We start from the raw sequence: 13,885 nt of genomic DNA on the forward strand, positions 1-13,885 counted from the left end.
TTTTTACCCCAGATACGGGCAGATTAACACAGATTGCATCATTTTTGGTCAAATAATCCTCAGACAAATGGTTCGAGTTTGGATAATTTACCGACACGATATTACTAGATAATTTCTGACCAAACTTGCTTTTACTTGTACGCTCTCTGTCTGAAGTTAACGCTGTTCGCTCTGCTGGAAATGCTGCTCAATTTCCTGATGGCATACGTGCCAAAAATACAAAGCCATATTCACAAGAGCTAATAATTTAGTTCCATCTTCTAACATCGCGTGTAATCCGATACTTCGAGAATTTAAAATATCCTCAAACCGCGAGATGGCAAACAAGACGAATGCTGCGGCTAACGGCAGGTAAGGAGTGGTTTTGATGTACCGCCAAAAATTAAATATGTAAAGGAAAACACCGCTACCATAACATAAGTAAATTAATTTCTTGGATATTCCCAGCCGAGAAAGAATCAAAGTCATCCGAAACCTGTCATCCAGGTACAAGATTCCCAGCAGTAAAGCACTAAAAAATAAGAAAATCGACGATCGGCTGCGCGGCTGTTTTTGGCGCAGCAGTCCGAAAGTAAATGCACAAATTGCGACTGATATGCACCCGAGGACTTCGGAAACGCCGGTGAGAATTCCTTCGTAAGGGAACCAGAAATTAAAAGGGTCGCTAAACAGGCGTTCAACTCCGTCTCCCTTATTGTTGAGTTTGGCGTATATGCTCAGCACGCCCAAAATCAGGACTGTCAGAATGTTGAAACCAACTAAAAATGGTACTGTAAAAAAGTGTGTTTTCAAAATTTCTAAAGAGTTTGAAAAATTGGAAATTTTCTCTAATAAAGACCGAGGCTTCATAAAAACTATCTCCAAGCAATAGGCTTAGTTACTGATTTAGTGGCAGCCAAAGTACAAATGTAGTGCCGTGGTCGGTTGGATATAAATGAGTTTCCACAGATGGCAGCCATTCGGGATTTAGTGGGGAAAATACTTCGATTTCTCCTTGCATTTGATGGACTAAATCGCGGGCGATCGCCAAACCCAATCCTGTGCCGGGAATTTGAGTATGCGCTTTTTCTCCCCGGTAGTGCCGCTCAAATAAATGCTCTAAATCCTGGGGAGGAATCCCGACACCTGTGTCGCTGACTGCAACTGCTACCGCAGGTGATGGGCGGTGTGTTGCCCGATCGCCATTCGCTGTTACTTTAATATAAATTTGGCAGCCGGCGGGGCTATATTTCAAAGCATTGTCAATTAAATTGCTCAAAACTTCGCGCAAAGCTCGATCGTTCGCCGAGACTGGCGGTAAATCTGCCGGTATGTCGGCTACCAATGACAGATGCCTTTCCGATGCGATCGCAACAGCGGAAATTAACAGCGGTTTTAAGACTTCTGCTACAAAGCAGGATTCTGCCAAATTGGCCGCAGGTGACAGCGACAGAGGAGAATGCTGGATTAATTCCACGTTGGACATTGCTTTGTCCGAATTGCCTGATGGGAGTCTCAGATTTGCTTCGCCGGTGTCAACGGTGCGATCGAATTGACTGAGCAACTCTTGCAGCCGATCGCTCTCTCGGACAATACTGAAAGCCACATTGCGGTTTTTGTCTTCCGGTACCAGCCGCCGCGCCAACAGCTTACCAAAAGTTCGCAACGCTGTCAGCGGACTTTTGAACTGGTGCAGCAAATTGTGCACCGTCTCGTAAACCTGAGCCTGGATTTGCCGAACCGAGTTTAGTTCCTGGTGCATCCACTGCGATCGCTGGTCTAAAATGCACGCCAGGGCTAAGGTGCGAGCAATTTGTTGCATCGTCGCCTCCTCTCGATCGTTCCAAGGCCTGTCTTGCCTACCGCACACCAGGAGTCCCATTACAGAACCCTCGTGTATCATAGGCGTCACTATTTGCAGGCGCTGCTGCCACAGATTCTCCGGGCCTTGACACTGGTTTTGGCGCCCATCACCGGGCAGCCGATCGGGTGCGATCGCCCCCACTGTTGATTCTTCCACAGCAAAAACTGGCGCCGCCAGCCGTCGCGGCACGGGTTTTGCTGTCGAACTTTCGGACGATTGCAGCGTCAACTCCTCATTTTCTGGTGATTCGACTGAAGTTTCGGGGTAAACTGCGATCGGCACTAACTTTGCCTCGCTCCCGGATACCAGCTCTCGTGTCAAGTATACTGCGCTGAATGTCGCTCCCAAACTGACTGCGATCGCCACCTGCGATCGACAAAGCTTGACAAATTCTGAACTGGCTGGCATTGACATGAGCGCCGCATGATTAATATATCTAACGGAATTTTAAGTGAACTACAACTAATTTGCCGCCGATTACAGATTCGGAGACTTCTAGATTTCAGGTTTCTGCGTTTTAATTGAAGGCTGCTAGGTTCCAAGCATCCGGCTCTCAAGAACAAAAATTGTCCTGCATCCGGCTCCAGTTTTCACATATTCCGAAGCTAGCTGCTGCCTGAACTTTCGGGCTACCGTACCACAACCGCTGCACTTTTGTCGATCGGCACGAATTTTCACAGTGTGTCGATATATTAAAAACTGTTGATTTTTGGAGTTAGAACGGATATACTCGGCTCGGATTTGGTAGCTATCATTACAACCTGTCTGCTCATACTGTCTGCTCACAGAGGAGGTAAAGAAATTGGCCAGGAGACGCAAACGCAAGAGTCGCCGCCGACAAGAAGGACGCAGAATTTTAGAGTGTGTGCCTCAATATAGCATCGAGAGCGGCGAAGATAAACCCGTAACAGCGGCTCGCAAGTTCATCCATGCTGAAGGCATTGCTCCCCCCGCTTTACTGTTAGTCAAGCGTAACGAGCATACCACCGACAGATACTTCTGGGCTGAAAAAGGTTTGTTCGGAGCCCAATACGTAGAAGAGAACCATTTCTTGTTTCCCAGCTTAAAGGTAATGCTGGAAACAGCCACAGAAAAACTTGCTCTGGTGGCCGCCAGTCGCGCATAGAGCAAAATGTTTAGCTCTAAACATTGACAGCAATGTTTTTCTAACTCTTTTAACAAAAGCGCGAGAGTTCTCATTGTCTGGAGAGTGCTGACTGAAATTTACGCGAAAAGTCCTTAAAAAATAAGAACTAGGGTATAAGGCGCCATCGCAACAGGATAGCTCGCCTGCTAGGGGCGATCGCCACAGCGCGCACTCTCACGATAATGGTTTTTTGAGATTCGCCCAAAAACGGATACAATCTCGGCAGGGCTGTCGCTGCCCCAAATTTTAGACGAAAATTAAAGCTCCCAGATTCATCTTTAGCATAAATCTCAAATCTTCAATGCCCCAATCTAAAATCGAGCAAGTGTTTGGTCGATCGAGCAAACAGCAAACGAGAGAGCCACGGGGATTCATCGGTTTGTCTGCTCAAAGTTGAAGCACGGCATTTAGCATATCAAAAAACGTTCCACACCCAACTTTTAATCAAACAGCGGTTTCAAATCTAAAGCTTTTTGCATAGCTGCTAGTTCATCGCGGTGAGCTCTGACAGTAACCAGGCTCTTAGTTTGGCTTCCAGACTCAGCAACTGATTCGAGTTTAAGGGAAACTTGCTCCGAGCGTCCAGCTTTTTTCCAGTAAAATACTCCCGCCAGCGGTGACAGCAGTACCAAAGCTAGAAAAATTTGACCTTGCTGGGGAACTAGCATTCCCAAAACCAGTCCCAAGCAGAGAGTGCCACCTGCACTCAGCAAAGTTAAAAAAATAGCTAAAAACCAACTAGGGCGCACAAAACCTTCAAAAGTGACTTTATAGTTGGGGGCATCGACGGCTGCAACTCGGTAAGCCCTAGAAGCAAAATATTCTTGTAGCTGGGTTAACAGTGACTCTTGGGCGCTCTCAGAAGCCAGCTTGACTTGTTCGATTCTATCTTTGACTGAGGCCTTGATGAAGAAAAACAAGCCAACAGCAAGCAGCAGGGTAATCGTGAACGTTGAAGAAAGAACAGTAGTATCCATCGGTACAAGTTTTGTGCAATTGAAACGATCTACTATTACTTTACAGAACTTTACATACAAAAGCGATCGAGGACTTACGCAGACACTTACTTGCCAAAATTCCCAACAAGCTTTACAGCAAGGCGTTTTTCTCGCCATCACATTTCTTTGCATATCTCCCCATCATCCCTAATTCTCAAGTGACAATGCGTAAGTCCTGACGTAGTGTAGCTGCTCTAATCGCTGTGCGGCGATGCCAGAAGCATCAGCCAAGGCAATCGGGCAAATCGCTTTGCTAGTAGCGCCAGCATTTCAATGGTTTAGGCATCCGATTTAAACTGTGTTAACCCGTGTGACCAGTTTCTAAGGCGCGGGGCCGGAGCCCAGAAGCGCCGTTACCCTGACCGATGTACTCGTGCCAGAGACGAGCCAGGTCTTGAGCTTGGTGCCGCCATTCGGGGAGGATTTGATACATCCGGCGGGGGCGGCCGCGTCCTTCTACTTTTTTCCAGTAACCGGTGATTACGGCTTCATCTTCAAGGAATTTCAGAGCGCTGTAGAGGACGGTATCAGAAAGCCGGTAGATGGGGAATTCCCTTTCTAATTGGCCGATGAGTTCTGTACCGTAGGAATCTCCGCGCAATAACACCGAGAGAATGTAGCACACTGCTAGTTCCTTGTTTAGATAAACAGGAGGGGGGTCTTGAAAAAATTGATAGATGTGTTCAAATTTCATCTGTCTTGTCCGCTAGAAACTCTCGTGATACCGTCAGGTTAACGGGAGAGGAAAGCGGGGCGGGGTGTGCCGCTTCCTAATGATTAACTGGGAATGGAGGGAAACACAGGTGCAGTATTTCCCGGCGTTGTGTCGCTCGCCCCAAACGCTTGTTTTGCACTTCGGTAATGTTGGCGTGGATCAAGGTTGAGGAGCGCTGACAACTAGCTTAACTTTCTTCCTCTTCCAATCTATCGCAGCGACTCTTGTCAAGTGTGCGATCGCCGCGGGCGAATTGCAGCTAATTTCGGAGTTGGTGTTTTAAAGGAAGCTGAGAATTACCAACTTCCCCAAACCCTTATTTTGTCTTGGTTGTGCGCTGTAGATTGTCAGAGTATGCCGGCTTTTTGGGGCAAAAACTTTGCCTTTAAACCGGACTGAGACCTAACATGGCACGCAGTGTAAAAGTTAGAAAAACAAAAGTCGCTACAATCGAAGTAATCAGGGCGATCGCTGTTGCGGGTCGATCGAGCAAAGGTCTGAGTCGCTCGAACAGAAAAAAGAAAATTCCCAAACATATCGTAATGAAAAAACGGGGGTAGCGAGAGATGTTATTAATGAAATCTTGCATGAGCTTGGTTGGGTAAAGTGTTACAGCTCGATCTTTGACTGGTAACACTTGTGAGCGAGTTTGACAATTTTGGCACAGCCGCAGCTAAATCTGCCTCCTCGGGCGATCGGGCATTTTTGTCGGCGATGCTGACATATATAATTCTAACGAAAACTTTTGGTTGATCGAGCGCTGTCTGTTGAATGCCTAGGCACATCCGGTGACCAATTCAGAAGTATTTATATTGAGTTCTAGTTGTGATAGATATTATAAGGCTGTTATTTCTCGATAAATGTCTGCTTCCGCACCTTTTCCAGTCTTGCCGCGTCCATTTCTGAAATGGGCTGGAGGCAAAACTAGGTTGATTGAACAATATCAACCTTATTTTCCTAAAAAGTTCACAACTTACTACGAGCCTTTTTTGGGCGGCGGAGCTGTATTTTTTTACTTAGCACAACAGCACCCTTCTTTGCAAGCTGTGTTAACAGATGTTAATCTTGAGTTGATCAATGCCTATTGCTGCGTCAGGGAGCGAGTTGAGGAGCTGATTCTACTTTTAGAGGAGCATCAGTTAGAACACGCCAAGGACAATAAAGAGTATTATTACTGGGTGCGATCGCGCTCCTACAAAAAAGATACAGAAAAAGCAGCACGCCTGATTTACCTCAATAAAACTTGTTACAACGGCCTCTACAGGGAAAACTCTAAAGGTCAATTTAATGTTCCCGCAGGCAGATACAAAAATCCTAACATCTGTAAACCAGATTTATTGCGATCGGTCTCATCTTTACTCGCCACCGCTAAAATTGAAGTAAGAAAATTCGATTTAGTGCTGGATTTTGCTAAAAGCAGCGAAGACTTTGTTTATTTCGATCCGCCCTATTATCCGATCAGTGCCACCAGTAACTTCACCGCCTACAACCGGGATAATTTCAAAGAATCCGAACAGCTTAAACTGAGAGATGTTTTTGCAGAGCTTGCCCAACGGGGCGTCAAAATTATGCTGTCTAATTCTAACTGCGATTTTATCAAAGAAATATACAGCGACAGTCAAGTTTTTCCTAAAAACACGATTCCCAAACTAATTGAAATATCAGCATCTCGGGGAATAAATTCTAATAGTGACAAGCGCGGCAAAGTCAAAGAATTATTAATAGTTTCAGTTTAAATAAGCAGTTAACCAAAGTCTCTACCTAAACATATTTTGTACGGGCAACTCGTGATATCATTTCTGGTTGCATCGGTATTAGACGTAATTGCAAAAATAGTTAGATAGTTAGGACGATGCTGAGAGCAACGTCCGATAAAAATCTTTTTTTCTTGTGGGATGACACGCGAGCATCGTCCCAAAATTTGATTAAGGAATGAGAATTACATAACTTACCATCTTTATTGTTCTTGTGGGATGGGCTCTCCCGCCCATCCCACAATTATGTGTACATTATTTAATTGACAGTCTATGGTTCAAACAGCGAGCTCTCAACAGTCAACAGGTAGGGGCGGTGCCTGTGAGTGCGGGCTCTTCTTAGCAGTCAGCAGCCAACCGTCAACGCCGTCAACATCAACAAAAGTGCAACCGGAATTGATATGACCTCATCAACCCGGTTTCTTCGTATATTTATCGTTACTCAACTTAAAACTCCCCGAAACCGGGTTTCTCGCCTGTCAGGAGTCAGTAATCGGCGAAAAAAAGGAACAATTACCTATTGATTTTTCTTGAGTTTGGCGTTATATTATTAGATAATGGGACTGGTAACATAATTTTTATTTTTGTCACTATTCCCATTATTAGATTATACTTCTAAAAACGATCGCAGTCAAGCTATAAACCCGAAAAAAAAAGAGTTTTTTTTTAAAAGTTTTATAAATAAAAATATCAAAATGCTGCGCTACCGTGAATCATAGCAGTTTCCCGAAAAAATGCAAGTGTAGGGAAGCTCGAAAAGGCGATCGCGATCGGTCACGGACAAAGATTAATGCGTAATTCCTAATTATAAATGTTTGTTAGCCCAAGTAATAAAGCCTTCCAGCTTGTAAACTCCCAAAAGATTTTGATTGTCGGGAATTTGTTTTTTAAACCAGTCGATCGAACCTTGCCTCATACCGTCACCGCCCACGATCACAATAGTCGGCACTCGATAACAATTTTTAATATTTAAATTGAGGTAAGGATACTTCTCATCAACTGAACCTTTATCTTCTTGCCACTTGCATTCAACAATTAGACCGAGAGGAAACGAACCAGAACCAACAATATAAAAATCGACATTTATTTCAGTTTCGTAAATGCTAGAACCGATATAAACCTGTTTAGCATATCGCTTGGGATTTGTTGTGGAGAGTAAGAGCCAATCTCGCTTGCGCTTTTTCGGCAACTCGGGACATATTTCGAGATATCCGTGACCTCTCAACGTACCTTCTACAGTTGTTTCCAAAACAAAACCCGTTTTATTGGCTCTACAACCCCTATTCATATTGTTGGCTCCTAAATATAATGTGAATTAAGTCGATCGCACTTGAATCATTCCTCTATCAAAAACCCGCTTGTCAGTACCGATACAACTGACAAACATCCGGTCTTGATAGACATCAAACGTCGCAAAACTCAGGAGGCTAGCAGAATACTCCGTCCACTCAGAACGCCCCACCGGACGAGTACCGCCGCCGGCCCCGCAAATTAAATAAGTCGTACCGTCAATCGATCGGGTGCGTTCGTAACTGTGTTCGTGTCCGTTGATATAAAGCTGCACGCCGTACTTTTGAAACAAAGGCTTCAAAGTGTCAATAAAAGGTTGATTCAATCCGTAGATGCCAGAAGAATAAATCTGATGGTGACCGAATACAACTTTCCAGGGTGCGGTGCTCTGACTCAACTCTTTTTCCAGCCAAACAAGCTGATTTTTCCAATCAGCATTGTGATTGGTATCTAAGGCAAAAAACTGTACCGGATCGCGCCGAAAAGTATAGTAGCGGCCTTGCATATTAAAACCCGCATATTTAACTTGCGGGTCGCCGTTAGCAGTGCGGATGTCGTGATTTCCCAGACAAGCATAAAATTTTACGCCTTGCTGCAATAATGGCTGATAAGGCCGCTCAAAAACAGCATTAATTTTTTCAATTTCGCCGTTATTGTAGATATTGTCGCCGGCGAGAACAGCAACATTAAAAGGGTTTTCCCGGTGATACTGGGCCATCGCCTCAGCTACGGCATACTGACCTTCGGCACCGGTACCCGTGTCTGCGATCGAAATAAAGCGTAAAATAGGCGGTGAGGCCGGCAATTGGACGATCGTCCTTTGGCCCTCAACATTAGAAGGTACAGCAGCATTCGCGTCTTTACCCCAGGAAGTCCGAAGCTGAAGCATTTTCCAGACTCCAGTAAAACCTAAGCTGCTGAGACTGGCTAAAACTAGAAAGTGACGGCGTTTAATGCTCATGATGATTCAGTTAGAACTAATAAAATGATAAATTAAGGTTGAGATGGCTCAACTAAAATTTATCTTGTTTAGATATATTTGCAGGGCTCCAAGGTAAAGAAAATGTCAGAAAAACCACTAAACCAACCAACTCCAGAAGCGTCTCAATCTCCGAAAGCGGAGGTTGACTCGGCGCCAAAGTCTGCCGCCACAACCAGCCAAGCTCAAAAAACCGGCCCTGGGGGCAAAAATGAGAAAATCAAAGCTTTGATGTTCTCAATTCGGAATTTGGGAAAAAAGGGGAAAAATGTAGCAGCAGAAGCGCCGTTGCAGCCCCAAAAGCCGATCGCGCCCACCGCTGCTGACTCAGCAACAGTAATTCCTGGGGCTGTTGCTGCGGAAGTTAAAAGCGTTCTCCCGCCAAAAGCGGCAGTAAAATCCGATAAAAAGCCTGTATCAAAACCTGCAGGCGGCGGTTTTTTAGAGAAAGTCGGTGTACTTTGGAAGAGTATTGTGCGGTTAGTGCGCGATTTGCTACCGCCATCTGCAAACGCCAAGCTGTCCGATCCAATTTTAAACGCCTCCTTAGCAGCAATTCTAATCGTTGCAGTCGGTTTAACTTTCAACAGTTTCTCAGCAAAACCGCCGGAAAAACTAGCAACAGCACCTTTGACAGCAGCGCCGCAGTCGCCCCCGCCTACCTTTGGAGATTTTTTGCCAGACACAGCAAAATCACCAGAGGCGATCGCAAATTCTGAGCCAACACCCGCTAAATTCAAAAGCAAGTTGCCCGATTTAGTTGCTCCGCAAAAACCGCAAACTGTAGAAATTATCCCGCCGCCGCTGACGCCAGAACAGTCTCTGATTGCTGGAATTCAAAATCAAGTTACTGAAATTACCGATCGACTTGGCGGCGGTTTAGTTAAGTCTGTGGAAGCTAATTTTTCGAGCAGCATTTTGACGGTGAAAGTCGCTGAAGATTGGTACAAACTCAGCGATGTCGAGCAAAATCAGCTAGCGACTAAAATGTGGAAGCAAGCTAATTCACTCGATTTCAGCAAGTTACAAATTGCGAATCTGGAAGGTAAGTTAATAGCTAGAAGTCCGGTTGTTGGTTCTGAAATGATTGTTTTGGAGAGATAAATGAGATTTTAAAATTTGCTATCTGTAAGTATATCTCACAGATGGTATCTTTCGGATATTGGGGGGAGAATGTATATTTGGCTGCGGGGTAATGGGTAATTGGTAATTGGCGATAGATTCGGGATCTATTACGCATTACCTATTACCTATTACCAAAGATTAGATGAAGTTATAGCCACAAGTTCAGGAGAGCCGAGCTGAAATGCGCTGTAACAAAATGCGAACAGTCAACAGTCAACAATTAACTAATGACTAGAAAGGCTTATTAGTAGGTTTAAAACCCTGTTTTTTGAAATAGGTTCTAAATACCTCTTGAGCAATTGGTGCCGCCGAAACAGAACCAAATCCACCGCCTTCAACAATAACTGCGATCGCCACTTCCGGCTTGTCAGCGGGAGCAAAACCTACATACATAGAATTGTCAGGATGACCGGGCATTTCCACAGTTCCAGTTTTACCAGCACTTAAAGGAATAGTACCGTCATTCATGCGTTTACCAGTACCTTTTTTCACCACGTCAATCAATCCCTGGCGAACTACGTTCAAAGTTCCCGGCTTAATACCTGTGGGAATTTTTTTGGTGACAGGAGTGTTGGTTTGAGAAGCCAACAAATGCGGCTGAACTCGATAACCGCCGTTAGCAATAGTTGACACCATCACTGCCAATTCTAGGGGAGTACAAAGTACCAAACCCTGACCGATCGCCATTGTCACCGTATCGCCGACGTACCAATCTTCCCCGTACATTTTCTGTTTCTCTGCTGGGATCGGAACTTGACCGTGATTGGCTGCATCTAACCCCAAAAGCTCTAAATTAATAGTACCGCCAATGCCCATTTTTTTAGCCCATTTCGCCATTTGTTCCGGGCCGGCAGCCATGCCTACTTGATAGAAAAACGTATTGCTGCTGTAGGCTAAAGCATCGCGGAAACCGATAACGCCGTAACCGCCGCTGTGTTCGTTAAAGGTAATTCCGCCGATGTTAATTGAAGAAGAAGTTCCCAAAGTCGAGTCAGGAGAAAACTTGCCCGACTCTATCCCGGCTACAGAAGTTACAATTTTAAAAGTGCTGCCGACTGGATAGCCTTGAACTGCCCGATTTAAAAATGGTTTTTCTGGCCCTTGGAGTCGATCCCATTCTTTTTGAGTTACTTTGCGGGTGAAAATATTGGGGTCAAAGGTAGGCCAACTCGCCATTGTTAAAAGCGCTCCGGTTTTCACGTCGATCGCCACAACTGCACCCAGGCGATCGCCCAAAGCCTTTTCGGCAGTTTTCTGCATATCTAAATCTAAAGTTAGCTGCACGGGTTTGCCGGGAACAGGATCTTTTACACCTAAATCTTGGATTTCCTCGCCCTTAGCATTCACCTCGATCAAACGGTTTCCCCAAACGCCTTCTAAAGTTTTATTGGCTAATTTTTCAACTCCCATCTGACCGACGATCATTCCCATTGGATAGGTAGGATTAGCTTTTAATTCGTCTAAAGTAGCTTCGCCGACGTATCCCAAAAGGTGAGCTGCTAACTGCTGGTTGGGATTGTCTCGGCTCGATTCGGCGCGAATTTCAACTCCCTGCAAAGTATTAGCTTGTTCTCCCAAGGCCACGAAAGTGCTGACATCGATATTTTTACTAATTCGCACTGGTAGGGCCGATCTGTAGCCAACTCCTTGGATTTTTTGGATGATTTCGGCTGCGGGAAGTTTGACGATTGGGCCGAGTGTAGCGGCGACTTCTTGCCACTCCTTGATCGATCGCTCTTTTGGCCAGAGATAGATCGATCGAGATACGCGGTTAGCGGCAAAAATTTTGCCGTTGCGGTCTAAAATTTGACCGCGATTCGCTGCTACCGAAACAGGGCGAATGCGGTTATTTTCAGCCCGCTGTCGGTTGTAAGCTCCTTGTACCAGTTGCAGTTCGGCGAGACGAAATATCGGCAGCGTCACCAAAGTAGTGACTAGCAGCATAAAAACCATCACTTGGAACGATCGGCTGCGCTGCCGCGCTGGATTATCGAAGCCATTTTTGTCGAATCGGACTTGAGAGTTAAAAGAAAAATCGCCAGCCATATTAATTAATCTGCTCTTTTTATCCAACTAACAGGTAGGGACGGTTGCCATCCGGATTATTTGGCGAAAGATGCAACAATTATAACTTCTCACTCTTTAGTGACAGACATAAAATCTGCCGATTGGCAGACCAATCTCGCAGATTTTGTGATTAAAGTAGATTTTAAATATCATCTTTTTGTGACAATTCAAATGTTAAGGAGGTACAGGCGCTGTGGAACCGATCGATTTTTTGATTGCTTGGCTGGTGACGGGCAGTAGCTTGCTGCTAATTTCTCAACTGCCGATCGGCGTGGAAATTGACAGCACACCGAAAGCAGTAATTTCCGCTGCTGTTTTGGGACTTTTGAATGTTTTAATCTTGCCACTTTTGAAAGCAGTTTTTTTTGTGCCGAACTTGCTGACGCTGGGATTGCTTTCGGGTGCGTTTGCTTTTGTAATGAACGCGATCGTTTTTGCCTCTGCTGCGAAGCTAGTTGAAGGATTTCGCTTGCGGATGGGTGTGTGGAGCGCGGTATTGGGGGCGATCGCCTTGGCAGCAGTTAGCAGCTTTATCAACGGCGCGCTGATTTAGCAATTTCCCCAGAAAAAGGGCGATTGAAATCGCCCGATATTTCCACACCTTACCTTGGGCGTTTCGTTTCTCTAGAACCGATTTCAATCGCGAAATATTCCTTGTTTCTTCTTCTTTGTTCTTTCTGCCCTCTTCCTTCTTCCTAATGACTAATGACTAGCCTTCGGCTTCGAGCTTCGGCTGAAATGACTACTGACTACTGACTTCTTCCTGATGACTAATGACTAGCCTGCGGCTAAAATGACTACTGACTTCTTCCTGATGACTAATGACTAATGACTACTGACTTCTTACTTCCCAATCACCGACTTATAGGCTGTCACCTTGAGATCAATTCCAGTAATATCTGTGCCGACAACCACAGCCGCCGCTCCTAAATCCAATGCTTTTTTAGCCATTAAGGGTGCTGCGATCCCGCCTTCGCAGATAACCGGAACCTTAAGCTTTTCTACCATTTGGGCGAGCAAATCAAATCCGGGCGGCGAGAAACTTTGCGTCTGGGGAGTGTAGCCAAAAAGAGTAGTTGCGACAGTATCTGCACCAGCTTCGGCAGCCGCGATTGCGGCTTCGATTGTATCGACATCCGCCATCACCAACTTCCCTAATTCGCTGTGAATTCGCGCGATTAAGGTTTTTAACTCTTCGCCGGCAGGACGGTTTCGCAAAGTCGCGTCAACGGCGATAATATCGGCTCCTGAAGTGGCGATCGCCCGCGCGTCTTCAAACCGAGGAGTAATGTAAATCTCGCATCCCGGCAATTGCCGCTTCCAAATCCCAATTATTGGAGCAGATACCTGTTTTCGCACCGCCGCAACGTGATCGGGAGAATCAATCCGCACCCCGGCAGCACCTCGATTGACAGCGGCGCGAGCCATTGCCGCGATCGCGATCGGATCGTGCAGCGGCGAATCAGCAGGTGCTTGACAAGAAACAATTAATCCTGTAGGAATTTGACAATTAATCATGGGAATTGGGGATTGGGGATTGGGGATTGAGAATTGGGAATGGGGATTTTTTTTTAATTTATTCCCTGTGTCCTATTGAACTCAAATAAGCGTTAAGTTTTGGTAGTAACTTATCGACAATTGGTTTAAATTTGCTTACTTCTTCGCTTGTGATAAGTTGTCTAGCATCGGCTAATCTTAACCAGTTTACTGTTTCGTACAAAGAGCCTCTCGCAATTTTTACAAAACCCCGATTATCTTTATCATTATAACGACCTTTTCCTTCAGTAATATTAGCACAGACACTATCAGCAGACCGAACGATCTGTTTGCCCATCGTATCTTTTGTGAAGTAATCCCATTTTTTAACAATCTCCCAAATCTGATTCGCCAAACTTTCCGCCAACTTATAAACCTCTAATTCCTCAAAATCAGGTCTTCCCATAATTATCTCAAAAACTCAATTATAT

14 protein-coding genes are annotated in these 13,885 nt (G+C 45.2%); 4 read left to right on the forward strand and 10 right to left on the reverse strand.

Annotated elements, in window-relative coordinates:
* Positions 1-156: 156 nt before the first annotated feature.
* On the reverse strand, positions 157-792 hold the full coding sequence (locus IQ270_RS02525) for a hypothetical protein (protein ID WP_228056022.1): 636 nt from the start codon (positions 790-792) through the stop codon (positions 157-159).
* Positions 793-877: 85 nt separating this feature from the next.
* Positions 878-2,251 carry a HAMP domain-containing sensor histidine kinase gene (locus tag IQ270_RS02530; protein ID WP_228056023.1) on the reverse strand — a complete coding sequence of 458 codons (1,374 nt, stop codon included), beginning with the start codon at positions 2,249-2,251 and terminating at the stop codon, positions 878-880.
* A 394-nt stretch (positions 2,252-2,645) separates the two neighbouring features.
* Here IQ270_RS02530 and IQ270_RS02535 point away from each other — a divergent pair, with 394 nt between their 5' ends.
* Positions 2,646-2,969: a DUF3155 domain-containing protein gene (locus tag IQ270_RS02535; protein WP_193971659.1), complete on the forward strand. Its 324-nt coding sequence runs from the start codon at positions 2,646-2,648 to the stop codon at positions 2,967-2,969.
* A 461-nt stretch (positions 2,970-3,430) separates the two neighbouring features.
* Here IQ270_RS02535 and IQ270_RS02540 read toward each other — a convergent pair whose 3' ends face one another.
* The 3 genes from IQ270_RS02540 to IQ270_RS02550 form a co-directional block, all read right to left on the reverse strand.
* On the reverse strand, positions 3,431-3,967 hold the full coding sequence (locus tag IQ270_RS02540) for a cofactor assembly of complex C subunit B (RefSeq protein ID WP_193971661.1): 537 nt from the start codon (positions 3,965-3,967) through the stop codon (positions 3,431-3,433).
* A gap of 322 nt (positions 3,968-4,289) precedes the next feature.
* Positions 4,290-4,682: a PadR family transcriptional regulator gene (locus IQ270_RS02545; RefSeq protein WP_193971663.1), complete on the reverse strand. Its 393-nt coding sequence runs from the start codon at positions 4,680-4,682 to the stop codon at positions 4,290-4,292.
* A 406-nt stretch (positions 4,683-5,088) separates the two neighbouring features.
* A complete protein-coding gene (locus IQ270_RS02550) occupies positions 5,089-5,292 on the reverse strand; it encodes a DUF751 family protein (protein ID WP_193971666.1) in 204 nt (67 codons plus the stop codon).
* A 271-nt stretch (positions 5,293-5,563) separates the two neighbouring features.
* Here IQ270_RS02550 and IQ270_RS02555 point away from each other — a divergent pair, with 271 nt between their 5' ends.
* Entirely contained in the window at positions 5,564-6,439 is an 876-nt protein-coding gene (locus IQ270_RS02555; RefSeq protein WP_193971668.1) for a DNA adenine methylase, read from the forward strand.
* 823 nt (positions 6,440-7,262) lie between these two features.
* On the opposite strand, the gene IQ270_RS02560 is transcribed toward IQ270_RS02555, so the two are convergent.
* Both IQ270_RS02560 and IQ270_RS02565 read right to left on the reverse strand, forming a co-directional pair.
* Positions 7,263-7,745 (reverse strand): PD-(D/E)XK nuclease superfamily protein, encoded by a 483-nt coding sequence (locus tag IQ270_RS02560; RefSeq protein ID WP_193971670.1) that lies wholly within the window; start codon positions 7,743-7,745, stop codon positions 7,263-7,265.
* A 27-nt stretch (positions 7,746-7,772) separates the two neighbouring features.
* Positions 7,773-8,708 (reverse strand): metallophosphoesterase, encoded by a 936-nt coding sequence (locus tag IQ270_RS02565; protein ID WP_193971672.1) that lies wholly within the window; start codon positions 8,706-8,708, stop codon positions 7,773-7,775.
* Positions 8,709-8,810: 102 nt separating this feature from the next.
* Between IQ270_RS02565 and IQ270_RS02570 the strand changes: the two genes are divergently transcribed.
* A complete protein-coding gene (locus tag IQ270_RS02570; protein ID WP_193971674.1) occupies positions 8,811-9,830 on the forward strand; it encodes a hypothetical protein in 1,020 nt (339 codons plus the stop codon).
* A gap of 252 nt (positions 9,831-10,082) precedes the next feature.
* On the opposite strand, the gene mrdA is transcribed toward IQ270_RS02570, so the two are convergent.
* Positions 10,083-11,897: a penicillin-binding protein 2 gene (mrdA, locus tag IQ270_RS02575; protein ID WP_193971676.1), complete on the reverse strand. Its 1,815-nt coding sequence runs from the start codon at positions 11,895-11,897 to the stop codon at positions 10,083-10,085.
* A 214-nt stretch (positions 11,898-12,111) separates the two neighbouring features.
* Here mrdA and IQ270_RS02580 point away from each other — a divergent pair, with 214 nt between their 5' ends.
* On the forward strand, positions 12,112-12,471 hold the full coding sequence (locus IQ270_RS02580; protein ID WP_193971678.1) for a phage holin family protein: 360 nt from the start codon (positions 12,112-12,114) through the stop codon (positions 12,469-12,471).
* 290 nt (positions 12,472-12,761) lie between these two features.
* Here the strand turns inward: IQ270_RS02580 and IQ270_RS02585 are convergent, their stop codons facing one another.
* Entirely contained in the window at positions 12,762-13,436 is a 675-nt protein-coding gene (locus IQ270_RS02585; protein ID WP_193971680.1) for an N-acetylmannosamine-6-phosphate 2-epimerase, read from the reverse strand.
* Positions 13,437-13,494: 58 nt separating this feature from the next.
* Positions 13,495-13,860: a four helix bundle protein gene (locus IQ270_RS02590; protein ID WP_193971682.1), complete on the reverse strand. Its 366-nt coding sequence runs from the start codon at positions 13,858-13,860 to the stop codon at positions 13,495-13,497.
* Positions 13,861-13,885: the final 25 nt, after the last annotated feature.

Origin of the sequence: Microcoleus sp. LEGE 07076 (assembly GCF_015207455.1) — a bacterium.
Classification (GTDB): Bacteria; Cyanobacteriota; Cyanobacteriia; order Cyanobacteriales; family Microcoleaceae; genus Microcoleus.